Genomic DNA, 22900 nt, shown 5'->3' on the forward strand with positions numbered 1-22900 from the left:
GGCCCCATGATCCGGGCATTGATCAACGGGATGTATGGGTTGCTTGTCCTCAGAGGTCGCGCTCATCCAGCATTCATCAAAGATCGAGCAGTAGCAATAGGAAAGAGCAGCGGCGCGACTGTAGATAACTTCCTGCAACTTCAGGGCAAGCTCCTTATCGTCTGTCTGAAATACCGCTATCGATTCACCCGGCGCCAGGAGCCGACGGCTTACGTTGAACTTTCCGTACTCAACTCCCACCCGGGGCTCGCTGCCTAATACTGTTTCGGTCAATGATTACCAGTCGGTCATGGCTTTGTCGTCAAGCGTGATGAGCATGGACTGCATGCGCGCAGGGCCGACACCGACGTTATCTATGGTCAGGGCGAATTCTGCCGCGTCTTCATTGCTGGAGTAATTAATCGTGTACTGCACTTACGGCCAGACGGAGGCGGCTGTTTGCTGGCGAACTGCCTGTGATTCGTTTAGTGCGGCGTGAAGTGAGGCGGCACCGGTAAAGAAGCCGGCCAGCGACAGGATCGTCTGCCAGAAGGTGAGTCGTAAGAACGTCCTTTCAATCTGGGCGATCGTGCTGGCGCAGGTTTCTGGCCGTCCCGCCGAGCGCCATGCCGCCATGACCTGGGCCCAGCGCCTAAAACGCGTGTTCAGTACCGACATCGAGGTCTGTGGCCGCTGAGGTGGTTCTGTCAGGGTCATCGCCAGCATTGAGGACCAGGATGTCATCGGTCGAATACTGACTCACCTGCGCCAGAAAGAACAGGAAACACCGACTCGGCTATTGCTGGTGCCACCGACCAGAGCGCCACCTGGGACGCTGCCTACTTCCGCTGGGCAGGATTCCAGCATCAATATCGATTCCCACTGCCGTAATTTCATCCATCGTCATGCTGTCTTCCCGGGCGTTCACCAGCACGAGGTCACCCACACTTTCACGGATAGCAACCAGCCGACTTTAGGCGCTACAAGCCGGGCACTCACCGTCGTAGACCAGCAGGATTTCTTCAGCCGCCGAGCTAGGCCTTGCACGCTTGTTGTCGGAGCTCCCTGTAGGCGAGCGCCGCGGCGAGAACTTCGCCCGGGTCCTGGGGCTGTGCCCAGGAGAGGACTTGAACCTCCACGCCCTTGCGAGCACTAGCACCTGAAGCTAGTCGTTATCTGAGCGGACAACTTCTAGCGGCATACGCTGTTCCGAGTTTTCCTCGCCGGTTTCTTCCGCGGGAGGCAGTTCAATCGCTTCCAGCTTTTCCAGTTCAATATCGGCGTGAATGGGCTCCAGGTCCACCATCTGCTTGCTGGCTTTGCTGGACAGTTGCCGGAACCGTTCAATCTTACCGTGCAAACCCTGTTGGCCGGCCAGACCCTTAATCGTCTGGTTGTAGTGGTTGTTGGCCGACTGCAGCGTTTTGCCCAGCTTTTGCATACGTTCGGCGACCAGGCAGACCTGGTTATAGATTTCTCCTGCCTTGGTACTGATCTCTCGGGCTTCGCGGTTGCTCTGGTCGATCATCCACAGGTTGGCCACGGTGCGCAAAATCGGCATTAGCGTGGTGTGGGAGACCATGATGACCTGCTGTTGATAGCCGTAGTTGAAGAGATCGCGGTTGTGTTTCATGGCCTCGATGTAGGCTGGCTCCACCGGCATGAACATCAATACAAAGTCCGGGCTGTCCAGCCCCGGAAGATTGGCGTAATCCTTCGAAGACAAATCATCGATGTGGTTGCGTACCGCCCGTGCGTGCGCTTCCAGTGCCTGGGCCCGCTCCTCCTCACTCTCGGCGGCGATGGCCCGGTCGTAATCTACCAGCGAAACCTTGCTATCGATGACCAGGCTTTTACTGTCTGGCAGTTTGATTACAAAGTCAGGCAGGCGCCGCTTGCCCTCGCCATCGGTAAAGCTGGACTGGGTCTCGAAGTGATCGCCCTGGATGAGGCCTGCCAGTTCCAGAGTGCGTTGCAGCTGCGCCTCGCCCCAGTTGCCGGCGGTTTTCTTGTCGCCTTTGAGGGCGGTGGCCAGGTTGGTGGCCTGGGAATTCATCTCCAGACCGATTTCCAGCACCTTTTTGATCTCGGCTTCCAGAGCAGTCTGCCCTTTTACCGATTCGGTATGCACCTCGTTTACCCGGGTTTCAAACTTATTGATCTGATCGCGGAACGGTCTGAGCAACGACTCCAGGGATTCGCTATTGGTGGCGGTGAAATTCTTGCCTTTGTCTTCGAAAATCTTCTGCGCAAGGCTTTGGAATTCCAGCTTCAGATTGTCGCGGGCGTCGTTGAGCAATTTGATCTGCTCGTCGTGTTGGCTGTCGCGCTCTTCTTGTTGGGTTTTCACCCGGGTGTAGTCGTGTTGCAGGGATTGGTAGCGCTGGTTAAGCGTTTCGAGTTCGCCCTGAGCAGACTCCCAGCGCGCGACGCGCTCGGCCAATTGGCCGCGTATCTGCTCCAGCTCGACACTTTGGCCGGTGGCGCGCTGGGTAGTTTGGGTCAGCTCTGCCTGCAGCTCATCCATTTGCTCGCGATGGCTGTTGCGCAATCGTTCCGCGGCGTTCTGGCCCCGCAATAGTCCGATGACAAGGCCGATGGCGATGCCACCGACCGCAGAAGCCGCGGCAATAATCAGCAGCTGTTGATCAATCTGTTCCATTGTTCCCCTTCTTTATAATTGAAGAGTGTAAAGCAAAGGAGGGTTGGAGGGTTAGCGGGGCGCGGCAGACCTGTCGCCAATTCAGGCGGACAGGATGGCGTCGATAGCGCTGGCGAGGTCGTCGTAAATCGGAATGTCGGCCGGGGCGTTAATAGCGACGTCGGGGCTGGCGAGCTGTTGGCGGGTCTTCTCGCCCTTGCCGGTGGTCACCAGTGCCGGGCGGCAACCGTGAGCGCGGCCTGCCTGCAGGTCCTTGAGGCTGTCGCCAATAAACCAGGCGCCACTGGCGCTCTGCCCAAGCTCTGCTTCCATGGCCTTGAGCAGCCCGGTACCCGGCTTGCGGCAATCACAGCCTTCGTCGGGCAGGTGGGGGCAGTAGAAGATACCGGCGATGGAGCCGCCCTGTTCTTCGACAAGCTGGCAGAGGTGCTGGTGAATTTCTTCCAGGGTGTCGAGGGTAAAGTAGCCACGGCTCAGTCCGGACTGGTTGGTGGCAATGGCCACCTGCAGGCCCGCCTGGCAGGCCCTGGCAATGGCCTCGATGCTGCCGGGGATGGGCTGCCAGTCCTGCAGCGACCGGATGTAGTCATCACTGTCGTGATTAATAACGCCATCGCGGTCGAGTACAAGCAGAGACATAGCGCTTACTTTGCGACAACCAGTTGCGAAATGTCGGCTACATCCAGGAACAGGTCGCGCAGCGACTTGAGCAGGTTGAGGCGGTTATTGCGCAGGGCCTCATCCTCGGCGTTCACCATGACACCGTCAAAGAAGGCGTCTACAGGTTCACGCAGTACGGCCAGGCTGGCCAGTGCTTCACTGTACTTGTCATCGCTGATCAGCTCGCGCGCAGTGCCTTCCAGCCTGCCAAGCTCGGCGGCCAGGGCCTGTTCCGGTGGCTCCGTGAGCAGGTCTTCGTCGATCGCGCCGAAGCTGTGGTCGGCATCCAGCTTACCCAGGATATTCGACACCCGTTTGTTCGCCGCCGCGAGGGCAGCCGCTTCGGGCAGCTGGCTGAACGCGTGTACGGCGTGCACCCGGCGCTGAATATCCAGTGGCTTGCTGAGGTTGCGCGCGCTAACGGCCTTGAACACTTCAACCGGAATGCTCTCTTCCTCATACCAGGCGCGGAAACGTTCAATCATGTAATCCAGCACCTGTTTCGTGGTGCCTTCGGCAATCACACTGTCGGGATAACCGGCAGCTGCCAGGGTCAGGCATTCGCGCAGGTCCAGATCGAGATTCCTCTCGACGATAATCCGCAGCACAGCTAATGACGCGCGGCGTAGTGCAAAGGGATCCTTCGAGCCTGTGGGCGGCTGGCCGATACCAAAGATACCCACCAGGGTATCGAGGCGGTCAGCCAGTCCGAGTGCGCAGGCCGTGGCCGTTTCGGGCAGGCGGTCGCCGGCAAACTTTGGCCAGTACTGTTGTGCCAGCGCCGAGGCTACATCGGCGGCCTCGCCATCGTGGGCCGCATAGTAGGAACCGGCGATGCCCTGCATGTCCGAGAATTCCAGAACCATTTCGGTCACCAGGTCGGTCTTGCTCAACAAGGCCGCGCGTTCGGCCTGATCGCGGGGAGCGCCAATCTGCTCGGCGAGGGCGCCGGCCAGGGCCTGCACGCGTCGCGATTTGTCTGCCACCGTGCCCAGCTTGTTCTGGAAGACAATGTTCTCGAGCTTCTCGAGGCGGCTTTCCAGGGTGTTCTTCTTATCCGTTTCGAAGAAGAAGGCAGTGTCGGCCAAGCGCGGACGAATGACCCGTTCGTTGCCTGCGATCACCTGTACCGGGTCGTTGCTCTCGATATTGGACAGGGTAATGAAGTTGGGTTTGAGCGCCCCGTCGGCGTCGACCAGATGGAAGTACTTCTGGTGCTCTTTCATGGAGGACACCAGCGCTTCGGCGGGCACTTCCAGGAAGCGTTCTTCGAAGGAGCCTGTGAGCGCCACCGGCCATTCCACCAGTCCGGTTACTTCATCCAGCAGGTCGGGGTCGATTACGGCGGTGGCGCTGAGCGCACTGGCTTCAACTTCCACCTGGTCGCGAATCATTTGTTGGCGTTCGTCGAAGTTAGCGACCACGTAGGCGGCCTTCAGTGTGTCCACGTAGTCTTCCGGCCGCGCCAGGGTGATGTCGCCGCTGGAATGGAAGCGGTGGCCGCGGGTGACATTGCCTGTTGGCAAGCCCAGCACCTCGCCGTGATCGGCGTTGTCGCCCAGCATGGCGACGATCCAGTGCACAGGGCGCACGAATTCGACCCGGCTGGCGCCCCAGCGCATGCGCTTGGGAATCGGCAGGGCGGCGATGGACTCATTGATAATGTCGTTCAGGCACAATGAGGTCTCAATACCGGCCTCGGTTTTACGCAGGCCCAGGCGCACGCCCTTGGGCGTATCGATTTCCGCCAGTGCCTCGGGCTCAACGCACTGCTTGCGCGCAAAGCCAGCGGCCGCTGGCGTCCAGTTGCCGTCGGCGTCTTTGGCGCGGTCGGCTGGCGGTCCCAGCAGTTCGATGTCTTTGTCAGCACCCTTTGTCTGCACCCTGTCGATCATTACCGCGAGGCGGCGGGGTGATGCAAACCACTGTACTTCGCCGTGTTCCAGCTCGCGCTGGGCCAGCCCCATCACGATGCCGTCGCGAAATGCCAGCCCCAAGGATTTCAGTGCTTTAGGCGGCAGCTCTTCGGTGCCGAGCTCTATCAGCAGCGTCTCGGTAGTCATGCGCTTGCCTCCGCTTCAATACGATCGAGCACTTCCTTGCGAATGCCCTCCTCCGCCATGGGAAAGCCCAGGGCTGCACGGGCATCGAAATAGGCCTGGGCCACTTCCCGGGCGAGGGTCCGCACCCGCAGAATGAAGCGCTGGCGCTCGGTCACCGAAATGGCGTGGCGCGCATCCAGCAGGTTGAAGGTGTGGGATGCTTTCATGACCATTTCATAGGCAGGCAGCGGCAGGCTTTTCTCAACCAGCCGCAGCGCTTCTTTCTCACAGTGGTCGAAAAAGCCGAACAGTTGCTCGACGTCTGCTTCTTCGAAGTTATAGCGCGACATTTCCACTTCGTTCTGGTGGAACACATCGCCGTAAGTGACTTTGCCCGCAGGCCCGTCGGCCCACACCAGATCGTAAATGCTGTTAACGCCCTGCAGGTACATGGCGATGCGCTCAATACCGTAGGTAATTTCGCCGGTGACCGGGTAGCACTCAATACCGCCGGCCTGCTGGAAATAGGTGAACTGGGTCACTTCCATGCCGTTGAGCCAGACTTCCCAGCCAAGCCCCCAGGCGCCGAGGGTGGGCGATTCCCAGTTGTCCTCCACAAAGCGGATGTCGTGGATCGCGGTATCGACGCCCAGGGCCGCCAGCGATTCCAGATACAGTTGCTGGAATTCGGCGGGCGATGGCTTCATGACGACCTGAAACTGGTAGTAGTGCTGCAGGCGGTTGGGGTTTTCACCGTAGCGGCCGTCGGTGGGGCGGCGGCTGGGCTGCACATAGGCGGCGTTCCAGCTTTCGGGGCCCACGGCGCGCAAGAAGGTTGCGGGGTGGAATGTACCGGCGCCAACTTCCATGTCCAGCGGTTGCAGGACGACGCAGCCCTGGTCGGCCCAGAACTGCTGCAGGTTCAAGATAATCTCTTGAAATGTAAGGATTTTTTCAGGCTGATTTGCCACGGGAATACCTGTGAGCGGATGTCAAAAAGCCGGCTATTATACAGCCTCTTTTGTCGGCATAATACGCGCTTTGCCCGAAAGTGAAATTCTCCCATGAATGGCATTAAAGTGGCTCTGGTGAAACTGCTGCTGCACTTCTGTGCGCTGTTGCCCCTTGCCTGGGCGCGAGCTCTTGGCCGGTTGGCAGTATCGCTTTACTGGCTCTTTGGCGGCCGCAGCCGCAAAGTGACCGAGCGCAATATCGAACTCGCCTTCCCCGATCTCACCGCATCTGAACAGCAGGCGATGGCGCTGGCCAGCCTGCGCGAAACCGGTGCCCTAGCAGCGGAAATGGGCCATGTCTGGTTGCGCCCCTGGAACTATGTGCAGGGCTTGATGGTCAGTGTGGAGGGCGATGCGTTGATAACCGATGCCCAGGCACAGGGCCGTGGGGTAATTGTACTCGCCCCGCACCTGGGCAACTGGGAGATGATAGGCCTGCATGCGGGGACCCTGGGTAGCATGGTGTCGCTGTATGAACCGCCCAAATTGGAAGCGATTGGGCCGATGATTGAGAACGCCCGCCAGCGGGCCGGCGCCACGCTGGTGCCCACCGACAGTCGCGGCCTCGTGAAACTGTTGCGCAGCGTAAAGGGCGGCAAAATCTCCGGCATTCTTCCCGATCAGGCCCCGCGAGATCTGGCCTCCGGGGAGAATATTTCTTTTATGGGAATTGAGTGCTTCACGCCGACGCTCGCCAACAACATGATTCGGCGCACGGGGGCGCTGGCGGTATTTGGATTTGCCGAGCGAGTGCCAGGCGGATTTGCGCTGCGCTACTTCGCCGCAGAAGATGCGATCTACGATGAGGACAATGCCATTTCTCTGGCCGCGCTTAATCGGGGTGTCGAGAAATGCCTGCGCCACTGCGACACGCAGTACCAGTGGGAATACAAACGATTCCGGGTGCGGCCGAAGAACGGCCCCGGGGTATACGACGATTTATAGCAGCCTTCCAGGCAGCTGACAGGAACAACCATGTTTTACGGAAAACTGATTGGCGGTGTACTCGGCCTTCTGGTGCTGGGACCGCTCGGGCTGTTGATCGGCCTGTTCGTGGGCCACTTGTTCGACAAGGGCCTGTGGCAAACCCTGCGCTTTGCATCGCCTGAAAATATTGCCCGCATCAAGCAGAGCTTTTTCGAGTCCACTTTCCTGTTGTCCGGATACATGGCCAAAGCGGACGGCCATATCTCCCAGCAGGAAATCGATCACACGGAAATGGTGATCTCGCAAATGGGCCTGTCTGCGGAGCAGCGCAAGCGGGCGATTGAACTGTTTCGCGAGGGATCGGCTGCCAACTTTCAGCCCGAGCCCGCGATATCACGCTTTCTTGAAGCCACCGGTGGTCAGCAGCAGCTCAAGCAGACGCTGCTTTTCTTCCAGATTTCACTGGCCATGGCAGACCAGGCACTGGACGATGCCGAGCGCGATGCACTCAACCGCATTGCCACGCTGCTGGGGTTCACCCGCGCCCAGTTGGAGCAGATGTTGCGCATGGCCCAGGCGCAGGGTCACTTCCATGGTCACGGCGGTGCTGCTGGCCCCGAGCCCGGTACTACCCTGGAAGACGCCTACGAGGCGCTGGGTGTTAGCAAGGACGTGGACGACAAGAGCCTCAAGCGTGCCTATCGCAAACTGATGAGCGAAAACCACCCTGACAAACTGATCGCCCAGGGCGTGCCGGAAGACATGGTGAAAATGGCCACCGAAAAGTCGCAGGATATTCAGGCGGCCTACGAAATGATCAAGAAATCGCGCGGCATGAAATAAGCGCGCCAGCGCAGACTTAGACCCGCCAGAACATCGGGGTGAATAACACCAGCAGGGTGAAGACCTCAAGGCGGCCCAGCAGCATGGTAAAACACAGAATGGCTTTGGCGGTATCGGAAATCGACGAGTAGTTGGCCGCCACCTCACCCAGGCCCGGGCCCAGATTGTTAATGGCCGCTGCCACCGCTGAAAACGCGGTGGTAAAGTCCAGCCCGGTCGCCATTAACAGCAGCATGATTATAATAAAGCTCGTTGTGTATACCGCGAAGAAGCTCCATACCGCACTGACCACAGACGCTTCTACCCGACGCCTGCCGACCTTGAGCGGAATAATCGCATTGGGGTGAATCAGCTGTTTCATCTCGCGCACGCCCTGCTTGTAGATCAGCATGATGCGCATGGCCTTCATGCCACCGCCGGTTGAGCCTACACAGCCCCCCATAAACGAGAACATCAGCAGCATGACCGGCAAGAAGGAAGGCCAGTGGGCGAAGTCCTGGGTGGCGAAGCCGGTGGTGGTGGTAATGGAAATCGCCTGGAAAATGCCGTGGACAACGGCATCCGATGCAACCAGGACTTCACTGATAATCAGATAAGCGCAGGTTATTGCGACACAGATCAACAGTACGGCGGAAAAAAACCGGGTCTCGGAGTCTTTGCGGTAGGGGGCGATATTGCGGCGCCGCCAGAAGATAAAGTGCAGTCCGAAATTAATCGCTGAGATATACATAAACAGGCTGCATATCATCAGAATGGTATTACTCTCGAAGTAGCCCATGCTGGCGTCGTGGGTCGAAAAGCCACCAATGGCCACGGTGGACAGGGCGTGCGCGATAGCGTCGAACGCGGTCATACCGGCAGCCCAGTAACACACCGCGCAAACAATGGTCAGCGACACGTAAACAATGGCCAGCGCTTTGGCGGTTTCGGTAATGCGCGGCGTCAGCTTGCTGTCTTTGGAAGGCCCGGGTGTCTCAGCCTTGTAGAGCTGCATGCCACCAATGCCGAGCATCGGCAGTACTGCCACCGCCACCACGATAATGCCGATGCCGCCCATCCACTGCAGGAGCTGACGATAAATCAGAATTGACTGCGGCAGTGTATCCAGGCCGACGATAACCGTTGCACCGGTGGTGGTCAGACCGGAAATAGATTCGAAAATCGCTTCGGTGGTACTCAGGTGCAGGCTGTCGGTCAGTGCAAAGGGCAGCGCACCGAACAGGCCCAGTACGCTCCAGAACAGGGAGGTGATGAGAAAGCCATCGCGAATACGCAGCTCGTGTCGGGCGTTCATTACCGGGACCCAGATGGCGAGCCCGGCAAAAAAGGTGATCGACAGTGCCATCAGGAACCCGGTGGCAGTGTTGTCGTCGCTCAGTAGTGCCAGTAGCAATGGCACCAGCATGGTGCTCGAAAACAGCATGAGCAAAATGCCGAGAATGCGCATTGAGACCGAGAGGTGCATTCAGAAGAACCCGAAACCCACGGCGAACAATTTCTCTATCGCACTGATTTTGCGCCGGTCTACGAGGAATAGAACCACGTGGTCGTCCGTCTCGACTACCATGTGGCCATGGGCGATGAGCACTTCTTCGCCACGAACAATGGCGCCAATGGTTACGCCCTCCGGGAGCGGGATCTCGTCGAGGCGCCGACCTACCACTTTGCTCGAGTAGGCGTCGCCGTGGGCGGTGACTTCGATCGCTTCTGCGGCGCCGCGGCGCAGCGAATGCACGTTGCTGATGTCGCCGCGTCGCACATGTGTCAGCAGGCTGCCAATGGTGATCTGCTGGGGTGAAATCGCGATGTCGATTTCATCGCCCACCAGTTCGGCATAGGCGGCATTGGTAATCAGGGTGATGACTTTTTTGGCGCCCATACGCTTGGCCAGCATCGACATCATGATATTAGATTCGTCGTTGTTGGTGAGTGCGCAGAACACGTCGGTGGCTTCGATATTTTCCTGGTACAACAGCTGTGGCTCGGATGCGCTGCCGTTGAGCACAATGGTGTGCTTGAGTCGTTCCGATAACACCTTACAGCGGTCGTAGGATTGCTCGATGACCTTGACCTGATACTGGTCCTCGATGGACAGGGCCAGGGTGGCGCCGATGTTGCCGCCGCCAGCAATCATCACCCGTTTGTAGGGTTTGTCGACTTTGCGCATCTCGGCCATGACCGCCCGAATATTTTCCCGGGCGGCAATGAAGAAGACCTCGTCGTCCGCCTCTACGACCGTCGTCCCCTCGGGCATGATGGCGCGGTCCTGGCGGAAGATCGCTGCCACCCGGGTGTCCACCTTGGGCATGTGGTTGCGAATTTCCTGCAATTCCTGACCGACGATTGGGCCGCCGTGGTAAGCGCGCACCGCGACCAACTGCACTTTGCCCTCGGCAAAATCCAGCACCTGCAGCGCGCCGGGGTTGGCAATAAGCTGGCGAATATTCTTGGTGACCAGCTGTTCGGGGCCGATGATGACATCCACAGGGACGTGATCGCGGTTGAACAACTGGTCCTGGTGCGCGAGGTAATTGGGAGAGCGTACCCGGGAAATCTTGGTGGGCGTGTTGAACAGGGAGTGGGCGACCTGGCAGGCCATCATATTGATTTCGTCGGAGTTGGTGACGGCAATCAGCATGTCGGCATCTTCGGCGCCGGCTTTATACAGGGTGTTGGGGTGTGATGCGCCGCCGGTGACGGTGCCGATGTCAAGCCGGTCCTGCAGCGCGCGCAGTTTTCCGCTATCAGTGTCGACGACAGTAATGTCGTTCTGTTCGTTGGCGAGGTGCTCGGCAAGCGTACCGCCAACCTGGCCTGCACCGAGAATAATAATTTTCATGTCGCGGACGGGGCCCCCCTGAATACGGGGAACAATAAAGAAAAGGGTCGCACAATGTAAGAGCCGCAAATGGCAATTTGCACATCAGCGCAGCGCGCGCCTGGTCAGCTTTTTTGCAGCAGCGTGTAGTAAAGCCCGTCGGGGCCGCCGGGGCTGGGTAGCAACTGGCGACCGTGCTGGGTGGGTTGCCCCCAGTCAACCGCAGGCGCTGCGGCGCTGGCGTCGCTGTGTCTCGCGAGAAACCGCGACACTGTGGCATCGTTTTCGCCACTCATAATGGAACAGGTGGCGTATACCAGCGTGCCCCCCTGACGCAGCAGTGGCCACAGCCCGTCCAGAATGTATGATTGCTGTTCGCTGAAGCCGTCGATGTCCGTGGTGCGGCGCAGCGACTTCACGTCTGGGTGGCGGCGGATAACACCGGTGGCGGAACAGGGCGCGTCAACCAGAATGCGGTCAAAGGCCTGCTCGCCCAGGTTGGACGGTGGCTGGCGGCCGTCGCCCTCCAGCAGTTCGGCGCCCAGCTCTAATCGTTCGAGGTTTTCCTGAACGCGCTGCAGGCGCAACGGGTCAACGTCCATGGCGGTGACGTCAGCGGCGGGCTCGAGCTCCAGCAAGTGCCCGGTTTTACCGCCCGGGGCGGCACAGGCATCGAGGATGCGCTCGCCGGCGCTCGGCGCCACCAGCAGTGCGGCCATTTGCGCTGCCTCGTCCTGGACACTGACATCCCCGAGTCCGAAGCCCGGCAGTTCGGCCACGTCCATGGGTTTGTCGAGGTAGACAGCGGCAGGGCTGTGTGCGCCCGCTCGGGCTGCGATGCCGGCTTTAACCAGCAAGGCGAGATAGTCCTCACGGCTGCCCCGGCTGAGGTTGATGCGCAGGGTCATGGGCGGTTGTTCGTTGTTGGCTGCGATGATGTCACCAGCCTGCTCGGGCCACTCCTGCATGAGCGCGTCGTAAAGCCACTCGGGGTGTGCGTTGGCGGCCGCCGCAGGCAGGGCTGCTACCAGGGTTTCCCGCTCGCGTTGAAAGCGGCGCAAAACAGCGTTGGTCATACCCTTGGCCCAGTTTTTCTTCAGGCCCCGTGTGGCGGCGACCGTTGCGGATACTGCTGCGTGGTCGGGAATACGGGTTTCCTCGAGCTGGTAAAGTCCGCACATCAGCAGTGCGTGCACGTCGCGATCTTTGTCGCGCAGCGGCTTGTCCAGCATCTGCGCCAGGAGGGCTTCGAGGCGGGGGGCACTGCGCAGGGTGCCGTAGCAAAGCTGCTGTAACAGGCCGCGATCGCGGGCGCTGATTTTGTCGAGCATGGCGGGGAGCGCCTGGTTCAGAGAGCGCCCTTCCAGTACTTCGGCGAGCACGCGTGCTGCTCCAACCCGGGTATCCATAGCCATTAGTCGTCTGCCTTGGGCAGCTGGAACTGCTTACCCACACTGAGTATGTCGGCGCTGCCGTTCAGAGCCTGCTCTGCATCAAGCGGTTTGCCGCCGGGCAGTTGCAGGCGTTGGATGGCCAGTTGCCCGGCCCCGCAGTTCACCAGTATGCCGTCGCGGCCGGTGCGTAGAATAGTACCTGGAGGCTCAGACAGCGGTGCATTGCTGGCGGGCGTGGCGGACCAGATCTTTACCCGCTGTCCCTCGAGCATGCTGAAGCACACCGGGAAGGGGTTGAAGGCGCGAATCGCGAGGTCGAGCTCCGCGGCACTGCGGGTCCAATCGATTTCGGCCTCGGGTTTGAGAATCTTGTGCGCATAATTGGCCAGGGCGTCGTCCTGTTGCTGGGCGCGCGCCTGGTGGCCGGGCAGGTCGGCCAGTACATTAATCAGCAGGGGTGCGCCGCACTCGGCCAGGGCATCGTGCAGACTGGCAGCGGTAGTCTGCGGGCCGATGTCGACGCTGGCGGTAGCCAGCATGGCCCCGGTGTCGAGGCCGGCATCCATTTGCATAATGGTGGTGCCCGTTTTTGTGTCGCCCGCCTCGATCGCCCGCTGAATCGGTGCGGCACCGCGCCAGCGCGGCAGCAGTGAGGCGTGGACGTTAATGCAGCCGAGCCGCGGCGCCTGCAATACCGCCTCGGGCAGGATCAGCCCGTAGGCCACCACAACCATTGCATCGGCGCCAAGGTCGGCTAATTGTTGCTGCGCGTCGGCGTCTTTCAAACTGGCTGGCTGGTAGACGGGAATNCCCGCCTCGATCGCCAGCTTCTTGACCGGGCTGGGCTGTAGCTTCTTGCCTCGCCCTGCCGGTCGGTCAGGTTGGGTATACACCGCAATAAGTTGGTGCTCACTGCCAATAAGTGCCCTTAAATGAGCGGCAGAGAAGTCCGGTGTGCCGGCGAAAATCAGTTTCATGGTGGTGTGCTCAAGCCCGGCGGCGCTGGCTTTTCTCCAGTTTGCTGCGAATACGCTTGCGCTTCAGGGGAGACAGGTAGTCGACGAACAGCTTGCCGTCGAGATGATCAATTTCATGCTGCAGGCAGATGGCCAGCAGGCCGTCGAGCTCTTCTTCAAAGCTGTTGCCGTCGCGGTCCAGGGCGCTCACGCGGATTCGCTGTGGTCGATTGACGGTCTCGTAAAAGCCGGGTACGGAGAGGCAGCCCTCGTCGTACTGGCCTAACTCGGGGTCGAGGACTTCTACTTCTGGGTTGATGAACACCAGCGGCTCGCTCTGGTCCTCGGACAAGTCCATGACCAGAATGCGCTCGTGCACGTTCACCTGGGTCGCGGCCAGGCCGATGCCGGGCGCGTCGTACATGGTGTCGAACATGTTGTCGATCAGCTGCCGGTGGGTATCGGTTACTTCGGCCACCGGTTCAGCGACAGTGCGCAGGCGGGGGTCGGGAAATTCCAGTATGTCGAGTACTGCCATCAAATCTGCTCTTTTCGGGAATTTTCGGATGCAGGCGGGCTGCGGGAATAATAACATTTACACTTGCCACCAACACATAGCGGCAGCACACTTGATGTAGTGATTATACTGCCTCGGGATATGGGGAGCCTAATGTCGGCTGGAAAATTGCCAATATTGGGTGACCGAGGCTCTGCAGGGATGAAAAAATGAAAACAAGGTCATTCTCGATATTGGTACTGCTGGGGACACTGTTATTCGGTGCCTGGGCGAACGCAGCGGTAGAGCTCAATGAAGATGTGCCCGAGGTTTACATCGTCAAGAAGGGCGACACACTCTGGGGTATTTCCGGCATGTATCTGCGCGAACCCTGGCTGTGGCCAGAGCTGTGGGACGTTAACCCGCAGATCGATAATCCCCACCTGATTTATCCCGGCGATGAACTGTACCTGGTCTGGGTAGACGGCAACCCACGCCTGCGCATGCGCCGGGGCCGTGACGTCAAACTGGATCCCACCATGCGGGTTTCGCCACTGGACCTGGCAATTCCGGTGATTCCGTTGGATGAAATTGGCGCTTTCCTCGCCCGCCACCGGGTTGTCAGTGCTGATGAGCTGAATCAATCTGCCTATGTCGTCTCCGGTGACCAGGGGCATTTGCTGAGCACGCCCGGCGACATCATTTATGGCCGCGGCTACTTCCCTGAAGGCGAACGCGCCTACGGAATTTATCGTGCCGGTGACACCTATCGCGACCCCTTTACCGAAGAATTGCTCGGCTATCAGGCCATGGATATTGGCGGCGCCAAGCTGCTGTCCAGCAACGACGTGCGGGTCACCGAGTTGCGCATCAATCGCGTGACCGAAGAAGTGCGCAATGGCGACCGGCTGCTGCCGCTGGAAGAAAAGGTGCTGGACGCTACGTTCCAGCCGCGCGCACCGGAAGTCGAGATCAAAGATGGTTACATGGTCGCTGTGGACGGCGGCGTCACCCAGATTGGCACCACCGACATCGTGGTGTTGAACAAGGGTGAGCGCGACGGCCTTGAAATCGGCCACGTACTGGCGATTTACCAGACCGGCGAACTGGTATTCGATAAAGTCGCCCAGGAAAATGTCCGTCTGCCCGATTCCCGAGCGGGATTGGCGATGGTGTTTGAGGTATTTGACAAGGCCAGCTATGCCATTGTCCTCAAATCCAATCGCGTGCTGAAGGTTCTGGACAAGGTCAAGAACCCCTGAGGCAATGATTCGGGCGGCAGGAGGCCGCTCCCGGGGGAGCAGCCCTCCCCCGCCATAAACCAACCGACATTACGTCAAGGACGATGTTGTGAACGTTGAAGATCCTCTGCGTGCCGCACTTCATGCGGTTCACGCTCACGTGTTGTCCATTGCCGACGACAACTATCCGCCCCTGTTGCGCGAAATTCCTGACCCGCCGCCGCTCCTCTATGTGCGCGGTGATCCGGCCGTGCTGCAGGTGCCGTTCCTGGCGGTAGTGGGTGCCCGCAATGCCACGGTCACCGGCCTCAAGCTGGCGGTGAGCATTGCCAGCGCTGCGGTGGGCGCAGGCATGCATATTTGCAGTGGCCTGGCCCGCGGCATCGACGGCGCTGCCCATCAGGGCGCGCTGGATGGCGGGGGTAAAACCGTGGCGGTAATGGGGTCGGGCATTGACCGAATCTACCCTGCCCGGCATCGCGCCTTGGCCGATGAGATCCTCGCAGCGGGCTGTCTGGTCAGCGAATATCCGCCCGGGGTCGCCCCGCGACGGGAGAACTTTCCGCGCCGCAATCGCATCATTAGCGGCATGAGCCTGGGGACACTGGTGGTGGAAGCTGCCCTGCCCAGCGGCTCGCTGATTACCGCCCAAACGGCGGTTGAACAGGGGCGCGAGGTGTTTGCGCTGCCCTGGTCGCCCGCCCATAGTGGNGGCGCTGGCTGCCTGAAGTTATTGCGTGACGGGGCCAAAATGGTCACCCGGGTAGACGACATACTGGAGGAGTTGGGCGCCATGCATGGGCTGCAGCTGGATTTGCTCGCAGACCGGGCTCCACCCGCCGCTGCTCAGTCCTGGTTGTTGCGCTACCTTGGCTGTGAGTCGGTGAATCTGGATGACCTGGTGACGGCCAGCGGCTATCCGGTGGCGGAGGTGGTGGCAGAACTGTCCCGGCTGGAGCTTTGCGGCGCCATTAGCCGTGCTGGTGGCGGATTTGTCCGCGGAGCGCCCGACTGACCCCTTGCCAAGCGACGGCGTGTTGGTTAGTTTCGCGGGGTTCCCACCATATGCAAAGGCCCACCCGTGAGCGAGCCCCTATCCAAGCCTGAGCTGGCATCTGCCCTGAATGCGCTGCAGTTCGGGGCCGTCATTGCCTGTCCGACCGAAGCGGTCTGGGGGCTTTCAGCGGACCCTGGATCAGAGCCTGCGGTGCAGCAGATTCTCGACCTCAAGCAACGTCCCGTGGAAAAGGGCCTGATACTGGTGGCCGCCGCGGAGGCTCAGCTGGAGTTCCTGCTGAGTGATCTGGCCCCCGAGCAGCGCGCTCTGCTACACGCTTCATGGCCGGGGCCCAATACCTGGCTGGTGCCCCATGGGGGCCGGGTGCCGAGCTGGGTCTGCGGTAGCCACGCAACCGTGGCAGTCCGGGTGAGTGATCACCCGGGCGTGGCCCAGCTCTGCGATGCCTTTGGCGGGCCGCTGGTGTCCACATCTGCCAATCCCGCGGGGGCTGATCCAGCCATGAACGCTGGACAGGTCCTCGCCTACTTTGGCGACAGTGCAGTGCACATTGTGCCGGGTGAGCTGGGCGGCAGCGGCCGGCCCAGCCAGATCCGCGACTTGGCGGGCAATATTATCCGCGCCTGATTGCCTATTGTTCGCCGGTCGCCCTGCGTATAATGCAGCACCGCAACACCGGGCAAGGAAAGCACCCCATGCAAGTAGAACAGGTCAAGGCCTACCTTCTCTCCCTTCAGGCATCCATTTGCTCCGCGCTCGCTGAGGAAGACGGCGCTGCGGACTTTATTGTCGATGAATGGGAGCGGCCCGAAGGCGGCGGTGGTCGCAGCAGGGTCCTTAGCGAGGGGGCCGTGTTTGAAAAAGCGGGGGTGAACTTTTCGCATGTTATGGGAGCCGAGCTACCGGCGTCTGCCAGTGCCTCCAGGCCTGAGCTGGCTGGTCGCAGTTACCAGGCGATGGGCGTTTCGCTGGTCATACATCCGCGCAATCCCTACGTACCCACATCCCATGCCAATGTGCGCATGTTTGTGGCCGAGAAGGATGGCGAGGAGCCCGTATGGTGGTTTGGCGGCGGCTATGATCTCACACCTTACTACGGCAATGTCGACGACTGCATAGCCTGGCACCAGGTTGCCGCCGATGCCTGCGCACCCTTTGGTGAGGATGTGTATCCACGCTTTAAAAAATGGTGTGACGAGTATTTTTACCTCAAGCACCGGCGCGAACCGCGGGGCGTTGGCGGGCTGTTTTACGACGACCTCAACGAGTGGGACTTCGACACCAGCTTTGCGTTTATGCGCGCCATCGGCGATTCCTTTGTGCCAGCCTACCGGCCTATCGTAGGCCGACGCAAAGATACCCCTTATGGTGAGCGCGAGCGCGAGTTCCAGCTGTACCGCCGCGGCCGCTATGTCGAGTTTAATCTGGTCTTTGATCGCGGGACCTTATTCGGCCTGCAGTCAGACGGGCGTACGGAAGCTATCCTGATGTCACTGCCACCGCTGGTTCGCTGGGAGTACGATTACCGGCCCGAACCGGGTAGCCCTGAAGCAGAGCTCACGGAGTTTTATCTGCAGGATCGCGACTGGTTGGGGGATGTTGCCCATGGCTGATATGGATAAATACGCCGTATTCGGCAACCCCATCAAACAGAGTAAGTCACCGGCGATCCATACGGCCTTTGCTGGCCAGTGTGATCACCGCCTTCAGTACCGCGCCGTGCGAGTAGAAGAGGACGATTTCGAGCGCGCAACCCGGGCCTTCTTCAGCGAAGGTGGCCGGGGCCTGAACGTCACCGTGCCCTTTAAGCAGGAAGCCTTTGCGCTCGCTGACCGGCTCAGCGACCGTGCGCGCCGCGCCGGTGCCGTCAACACCCTGTCGGTCGCTGAGGATGGCGCGATCGAGGGCGACAATACCGATGGTGTCGGTATTGTGCGCGACATGGTCGCCAATCTCGGGTGGATGGTTCAGGGCATGCGTGTCCTCATTATCGGTGCCGGCGGTGCGGTGCGTGGTGTGTTGGCGCCGCTGATGCGAGAGCGCCCCAAGTCATTGCTGGTGGTCAATCGAACGGCTGCCAGGGCGACCCAGCTTGCAAAGGAATTCAGTGATCTGGGCGCGATTGAAGGGGGTGGATACGATCTGATTGGTGAGCGTCAGTTTGATCTGGTCATTAACGCCAGCAGTGCCGGCCTGTCCGGCGAGGCGCCCGATCTTCCCGCTGGCCTGCTCACAGAACACAGCTGCTGTTACGACATGGTGTACGGCAATGAACCTACCCCGTTTATGCGCTGGGCGGCGCACCACGCGGCCTGGGCAGTGGCGGATGGTTTGGGAATGCTGGTTGAGCAGGCGGCTGAGTCGTTTTACATCTGGCGCCGCGTGCGGCCTGAGACCCAGTCGGTGATTTCCGAATTGCGTCTGGCGATGGAGGCTGCCTAGCCTCGCTCCAACTCGTCAATGTGTTCGTCTTTAAGCTTGACGTAGTTGTTGGCGCTGTAACCGAAATAGGTCATTTCTTTCTCGCTCAGGGCGCGCATTTCCCGGGCCGGACTGCCTGCATACAGATAGCCTGACCTGAGGGTCTTGCCGGGAGTCACCAGCGCGCCAGCGGCGATCACTACGTCGTCCTCAACGATTGCACCATCCATGACGGTGGCACCCATGCCGACCAGCACCCGGTTGCCAATTGTGCAGCCGTGCAGTGTTGCATTGTGCCCAATGGTGACTTCTTCACCGATTAATAGCGGCCAGCCGTCCGGGTTATAGGGGCCGGCGTGGGTAATGTGTAGCACGCAGCCATCCTGAACACTTGTGCGGGCACCAATGCGAATGCGGTGCATGTCGCCGCGTATCGCCACCTGGGGCCAGACTGATACATCGTCGCCCAGTACCACGTCGCCGAGGACGACCGCCGATGGGTCGATCAGTACGCGCTCGCCCACCGTAGGTGTCATGTCCTTGAAAGTACGCAGGCTTGTCGCGGTGTAATGTTGCATGGAGGGTCTCGCTGGGTCGGTGGGCTGCTACAATAGCCAGCCCCGGCCTCATTGGCCAGCATCAGAGAGCACGCATTATGTCATCCGATCATACCCGTCGACGTTTTATTGCCGGAGCGGTCTGCCCCCGCTGTGGAGCGATGGACAAAATCGTGGTCGACATGGACAGTAACCAGCGTGAATGTGTGGCCTGCGATTTCAGCGAGGCCCGCCCCGAGGCACCCCCCTCCCCGTCGGAACTGCCCACGCGCGTCAGCCGGGCTGCGGCGCGACGCGTGGAGACTCCCGCGCAGGTGGTAACCCTGGTAGATCCCGCCAAAACAGACGATTAACCGGCCAGGCGCAGGCGTATTTGCTGGGGTAACCCGGTCAGCGTCTCGCTGCTGGCTATCGGCGGTGTTGGTGCGTCCGTGCCGGGTAGCGCCTTGACCTTTTCCCAGACATGCTCCCGCTCCAGCAGTTGCGCGGCGGCGTATTGCACCAGCTGCTCCAGGCGCGTGGCGAACTCGTCTCCGAGCAGGTGGTGGACGATGAGGTTGGCTTCGGTCATGTTCAGGGGCAGCAGCGGCCGTTGTAAGTGGCGTAAATGGTGATCATTCACCTCTTCCAGCAGTCGGTGCGCCAGGAAGGCTTCGTCGAGCAGCGCCTCCAGCCCGCCAGCCTGCGGTAGTTCCTCTGGCGGGCTTAGGAAGTAGTCCTCGGCAATGTGCAGAAAGGGCGCCGCGTAATCGAAAAAGCCAAATTGTTTACTCACCGCGGTCACCAGGCTCAGGCAGCCTGGCACACTCTCCACGTAATCGATAACAAAGGCGAGCAACGCCTCGGCCGGTTCTTCGGTCGGGAACTCTAGTTTGGCGTGCAAGTCCGGAAGGCGCCGTTCCAGTGTGTGGCGCAAGTCATGAGTGCGCGATTCATGGTCCAGCGCACGGTTGATGCTCTCCCGGATATCGGTTGTGCTCATGTCGCCGTCCGATAAGGATCATCTGCCTGCGGTAACAGCAAAGGCTAGTACAAGCTGGGGGATTTGCTAATGTACGGCGGCCTGCCAGGCGTGTCGCTGTGACACCTGGCGATAGCAGGCATACAGCGTAATGCCCCGCGCCAGGTTGAAGGCGGCGAAGGACAGCCACAGGCCGTGGTTGCCCCAGCCGGTGGTCAGGTACCACAGCGGCAGGTAGACACCCAGGGTCGAGATCAGCATGGTGGTCATCATGTGGCGGGTCTGGGCGCTGCCGATGAATACCCCGTCCAACAGATAGCTGGGCGCCGCCAGCAGCGGCAGGACTACCAGCCAGAGGTAGTATTGGCCTATGAGTTCTTTTACGGAATCAAGGCTGGTCAGCGCATTCAGTAGGGGAGCCTCAAACAGCACCAGGGCGACACTGACAGTGCCCGCCGACACCGCGGTCCAGAGCGTGCAGCGCGCCACAACCCGGTAGAAACCGGGCAGGTCGCCCGCCCCCAGGCGATTGCCGGTGAGCCCCTCGGCAGCATAGGCGAAGCCGTCCATCCCGTAGGCGCCAATCAGCAGCAGTTGGATCATCAGGGTGTTGGCGGCCAGGGTATCGGTGCCAAAGTTTTCGCCGGCGGCAGTGAAGAACGCGAAACTGAACAGCAGGCAAATGGTTCGGACAAACAGGTAGCGGTTACTGCTCAAAATTAGACGGTAAGCGCTCACTATCTTCATATCTCTTATAACAGCTCGAGTATTCAGCTGGTGCCGATGTCGCCACACCGTATACAGGGCAAGGGCACAACCCAGGTATTCGGCGATTACGGTCGCCATTGCGGCCCCATCGCTGTTGAGCCCAAGCCCCATAACGAACAGGAAATCCAGGGCGATATTGGTAAGGTTGGTGGCGACCACAATAAGTAGCGGCCAGCGGGTATCCTGACGGCCAATGCACCAGCCCACCACGGTATAGGTCAGAAGTACCGCTGGTGCGCTGAGGATACGAATGTTCATGTAGCTATCGGTGAGAGGCGCCAGCTCAGGCGCGGGCGCCATCATGCCCATGCCCAGCGCAAGTAACGGGGCATGGAACAGCAGTACCCCTGCTGCTATCACCAGTGCGATGGCGCTCGAACGAAAAAGTACCAAAAAGGAATCATGTTGGTTGCCGGCGCCCTCTGCCAGAGCCACGGGCCCGGTGGTGCCCATGCGCAGAAACGAGAAGCCCCAGTACAGGAAGGACAGGATCGCCGCGCCAACCGCAACGGCCCCCAGATATTGGCTGTTGTCCAGGTGACCTAGAATCGCTGAATCCACCAATCCCAACAGCGGAATGGAAATATTCGAAAGAATGGCCGGCCAGGCGATATCCCAGATTTTGCGATCCAGCGTCCGGTGTGACGTCATATCTGGTTAAACCTGCCTCAAGTTTTGGCCGCTATGCCTTTGATTTGTGGAAGTTTGCCGCTCTGGGCGGCCAGGAAAGCCTTGGGATTTGGCGACCAATGTGGTTATACTCTGAGCGTTTCTGCCCTGCGTCTAATTGTCGCACCATGGGCAGAACGAAGTCAGCTGGTAATTCCGTACCCTGTCTTTGCATCGGGCAACCTCCCCAAGGTTTGCCTGGAGGCGACGTCGTTTGTGCTTAAAACGGCCCGCGAGGTGGTAGGCAATGCGAGGGTTTATTAATAGAAGCCAGTTGATGGGAAGTACTTATAAATAGATAAACTACAATGGAGACACGGGAAATGTGTTGTATCGCGAAGCGGCTGTTCAGGCTCGCGCTTGGTCCTGTGCTTGTGTTGTTTAGCTCCGCTGTCCTTGCGGCTCACGGCGACATGAATGAAGTCAACATGTCACCGGGTGTCACTGATGTGGGCGCGCAGATCTACAACCTGCATATGATCATCCTCGGTATCTGTACAATCATCGGTATCGGGGTGTTCGGGGTAATGTTTTATTCCATCTACGCCCACCGCAAATCCAGGGGCCACGAACCGGCCACCTTCCACGAGAGCACCAAGGTAGAGATCGCGTGGACCGTGATTCCGTTCTTTATCCTCATTGGTATGGCGTTCCCGGCAACGTCAACGCTGCTCGAAATCTATGACAACGATGAAGCCGAAATGGACGTCATCGTCACGGGCTATCAGTGGAAGTGGAAATACGAATACCTGAATGAAGAGGGCGAGAACGTCAGCTTCTTCTCCAACCTTCGCACCAGCCAGGGCGAGATCTACAACAGCGAAGACAAAGGCCAGCACTACCTCCTGGAAGTGGATGAGCCGCTGGTGTTGCCCACCGATACCAAGGTGCGTTTCCTAGTAACTGCCAACGACGTGATCCACTCCTGGTGGGTTCCTGAGCTTGCAGTGAAGCGTGATGCGATCCCCGGCTTTATCAACGAAGCATGGACCAAGACCTCTGTTGAAGGTGTTTACCGCGGCCAGTGTGCTGAGCTGTGTGGTAAAGACCACGGCTTCATGCCGATTGTGGTCAATGTGGTGAGCAAAGAAGAATACGCTGAGTGGCTCGGTGGCAAGCAGGCCGAAGCGGCCCAGATCAAAGAGCTGATGGCCAAGACCTTTACGCTCGATGAGCTGATGGAGCAAGGCAAAGCGGTTTACGATCGCAACTGTCTGGCGTGCCACGGTGCTGCCGGTGAAGGCGGCGTGGGTACGGCGATTGCTGGCAGCCCCATTGCCACCGGTGAACTGGGTGGCCACCTCGATGTGGGCATTAACGGCGTGCCCGGCACCGCGATGCAGGCCTTTGGCCCGCAGCTGAACGATGTCGATATGGCCGCTGTTATCACTTACCAGCGCAACGCATTCGGCAACAATATGGGCGACATGGTTCAGCCCATTGATGTCTTCAACCACAAGAAAGGCTAAGCGGAG

General features: G+C 59.7%; 22 protein-coding genes and 1 pseudogene. 10 read left to right on the forward strand and 13 right to left on the reverse strand.

Going from position 1 to position 22900, the window contains the following annotated elements:
- Positions 1-276 precede the first annotated feature (276 nt).
- Positions 277-414, reverse strand: coding sequence for a hypothetical protein (locus tag A3709_RS23115; protein ID WP_156507626.1), 138 nt, complete (start codon positions 412-414; stop codon positions 277-279).
- A gap of 178 nt (positions 415-592) precedes the next feature.
- Here A3709_RS23115 and A3709_RS24505 point away from each other — a divergent pair.
- A pseudogene (locus A3709_RS24505) lies at positions 593-814 on the forward strand (IS91 family transposase); the annotation flags it as partial.
- A gap of 330 nt (positions 815-1144) precedes the next feature.
- On the opposite strand, the gene rmuC reads toward A3709_RS24505, so the two are convergent.
- From rmuC to glyQ, 4 genes are all read right to left on the reverse strand, one after another.
- Positions 1145-2641 carry a DNA recombination protein RmuC gene (gene rmuC, locus A3709_RS08420; protein ID WP_082849994.1) on the reverse strand — a complete coding sequence of 499 codons (1497 nt, stop codon included), beginning with the start codon at positions 2639-2641 and terminating at the stop codon, positions 1145-1147.
- An 81-nt stretch (positions 2642-2722) separates the two neighbouring features.
- Positions 2723-3280, reverse strand: a complete 558-nt coding sequence (gene gmhB, locus A3709_RS08425) for a D-glycero-beta-D-manno-heptose 1,7-bisphosphate 7-phosphatase (protein ID WP_066052965.1) — start codon at positions 3278-3280, stop codon at positions 2723-2725.
- 5 nt (positions 3281-3285) lie between these two features.
- Positions 3286-5364, reverse strand: coding sequence for a glycine--tRNA ligase subunit beta (gene glyS / locus A3709_RS08430; RefSeq protein WP_066052968.1), 2079 nt, complete (start codon positions 5362-5364; stop codon positions 3286-3288).
- Positions 5361-6314, reverse strand: a complete 954-nt coding sequence (glyQ, locus tag A3709_RS08435; protein ID WP_066052970.1) for a glycine--tRNA ligase subunit alpha — start codon at positions 6312-6314, stop codon at positions 5361-5363. The genes glyS and glyQ overlap by 4 nt, the downstream gene beginning before the upstream one ends.
- A gap of 93 nt (positions 6315-6407) precedes the next feature.
- Between glyQ and A3709_RS08440 the strand changes: the two genes are divergently transcribed.
- Together A3709_RS08440 and djlA are read left to right on the forward strand one after the other, a co-directional pair.
- On the forward strand, positions 6408-7301 hold the full coding sequence (locus A3709_RS08440; protein WP_066052972.1) for a lysophospholipid acyltransferase family protein: 894 nt from the start codon (positions 6408-6410) through the stop codon (positions 7299-7301).
- A 30-nt stretch (positions 7302-7331) separates the two neighbouring features.
- A complete protein-coding gene (gene djlA, locus A3709_RS08445; RefSeq protein ID WP_066052975.1) occupies positions 7332-8126 on the forward strand; it encodes a co-chaperone DjlA in 795 nt (264 codons plus the stop codon).
- A 16-nt stretch (positions 8127-8142) separates the two neighbouring features.
- On the opposite strand, the gene A3709_RS08450 is transcribed toward djlA, so the two are convergent.
- The 5 genes from A3709_RS08450 to def all read right to left on the reverse strand — a co-directional run bounded on the left by A3709_RS08450 (position 8143) and on the right by def (position 13832).
- Positions 8143-9591, reverse strand: a complete 1449-nt coding sequence (locus tag A3709_RS08450; RefSeq protein ID WP_066052978.1) for a TrkH family potassium uptake protein — start codon at positions 9589-9591, stop codon at positions 8143-8145.
- The gene (trkA, locus tag A3709_RS08455; protein ID WP_066052981.1) at positions 9592-10965 is read right to left on the reverse strand and encodes a Trk system potassium transporter TrkA; all 1374 of its coding nucleotides are present in this window, start codon (positions 10963-10965) and stop codon (positions 9592-9594) included.
- 104 nt (positions 10966-11069) lie between these two features.
- Positions 11070-12359: a 16S rRNA (cytosine(967)-C(5))-methyltransferase RsmB gene (gene rsmB, locus A3709_RS08460; RefSeq protein WP_066052985.1), complete on the reverse strand. Its 1290-nt coding sequence runs from the start codon at positions 12357-12359 to the stop codon at positions 11070-11072.
- Positions 12359-13315, reverse strand: a complete 957-nt coding sequence (fmt, locus tag A3709_RS08465) for a methionyl-tRNA formyltransferase (RefSeq protein ID WP_066052988.1) — start codon at positions 13313-13315, stop codon at positions 12359-12361. Before fmt ends, rsmB begins: the two co-directional genes overlap by 1 nt.
- Positions 13316-13325: 10 nt before the next feature.
- The gene (def, locus tag A3709_RS08470; RefSeq protein WP_066052990.1) at positions 13326-13832 is read right to left on the reverse strand and encodes a peptide deformylase; all 507 of its coding nucleotides are present in this window, start codon (positions 13830-13832) and stop codon (positions 13326-13328) included.
- A gap of 188 nt (positions 13833-14020) precedes the next feature.
- On the opposite strand from def, the gene A3709_RS08475 reads away from it, so the two are divergent.
- From A3709_RS08475 to aroE, 5 genes are all read left to right on the forward strand, one after another.
- Positions 14021-15052: a LysM peptidoglycan-binding domain-containing protein gene (locus A3709_RS08475; RefSeq protein ID WP_066052992.1), complete on the forward strand. Its 1032-nt coding sequence runs from the start codon at positions 14021-14023 to the stop codon at positions 15050-15052.
- An 88-nt stretch (positions 15053-15140) separates the two neighbouring features.
- Positions 15141-16046: a DNA-processing protein DprA gene (gene dprA, locus A3709_RS08480; RefSeq protein WP_066052996.1), complete on the forward strand. Its 906-nt coding sequence runs from the start codon at positions 15141-15143 to the stop codon at positions 16044-16046.
- A 66-nt stretch (positions 16047-16112) separates the two neighbouring features.
- Positions 16113-16676 carry a Sua5/YciO/YrdC/YwlC family protein gene (locus tag A3709_RS08485; RefSeq protein WP_197484129.1) on the forward strand — a complete coding sequence of 188 codons (564 nt, stop codon included), beginning with the start codon at positions 16113-16115 and terminating at the stop codon, positions 16674-16676.
- 68 nt (positions 16677-16744) lie between these two features.
- Positions 16745-17662: an oxygen-dependent coproporphyrinogen oxidase gene (hemF, locus tag A3709_RS08490; protein WP_066052999.1), complete on the forward strand. Its 918-nt coding sequence runs from the start codon at positions 16745-16747 to the stop codon at positions 17660-17662.
- A complete protein-coding gene (gene aroE / locus A3709_RS08495; protein WP_066053894.1) occupies positions 17655-18491 on the forward strand; it encodes a shikimate dehydrogenase in 837 nt (278 codons plus the stop codon). The genes hemF and aroE overlap by 8 nt, the downstream gene beginning before the upstream one ends.
- On the opposite strand, the gene A3709_RS08500 is transcribed toward aroE, so the two are convergent.
- Positions 18488-19048 (reverse strand): gamma carbonic anhydrase family protein, encoded by a 561-nt coding sequence (locus A3709_RS08500; RefSeq protein WP_066053003.1) that lies wholly within the window; start codon positions 19046-19048, stop codon positions 18488-18490. The two genes, aroE and A3709_RS08500, sit on opposite strands and share 4 nt — an antisense overlap.
- A gap of 77 nt (positions 19049-19125) precedes the next feature.
- On the opposite strand from A3709_RS08500, the gene A3709_RS08505 reads away from it, so the two are divergent.
- Complete coding sequence (locus tag A3709_RS08505; RefSeq protein WP_082849995.1) at positions 19126-19380, forward strand: YheV family putative metal-binding protein; 255 nt, start codon at positions 19126-19128, stop codon at positions 19378-19380.
- Here the strand turns inward: A3709_RS08505 and A3709_RS08510 are convergent.
- Together A3709_RS08510 and A3709_RS08515 are read right to left on the reverse strand one after the other, a co-directional pair.
- Positions 19377-20009, reverse strand: a complete 633-nt coding sequence (locus tag A3709_RS08510; RefSeq protein WP_066053012.1) for a hypothetical protein — start codon at positions 20007-20009, stop codon at positions 19377-19379. The genes A3709_RS08505 and A3709_RS08510 overlap by 4 nt on opposite strands.
- 66 nt (positions 20010-20075) lie before the next feature.
- Positions 20076-21407 carry an MATE family efflux transporter gene (locus A3709_RS08515; protein WP_066053015.1) on the reverse strand — a complete coding sequence of 444 codons (1332 nt, stop codon included), beginning with the start codon at positions 21405-21407 and terminating at the stop codon, positions 20076-20078.
- A gap of 341 nt (positions 21408-21748) precedes the next feature.
- Here A3709_RS08515 and coxB point away from each other — a divergent pair, with 341 nt between their 5' ends.
- Complete coding sequence (coxB, locus tag A3709_RS08520) at positions 21749-22894, forward strand: cytochrome c oxidase subunit II (RefSeq protein WP_066053018.1); 1146 nt, start codon at positions 21749-21751, stop codon at positions 22892-22894.
- The last annotated feature ends 6 nt before the right edge of the window (positions 22895-22900 follow it).

The organism is Halioglobus sp. HI00S01 (assembly GCF_001635445.1).
Lineage (GTDB): Bacteria > Pseudomonadota > Gammaproteobacteria > Pseudomonadales > Halieaceae > Halioglobus > Halioglobus japonicus.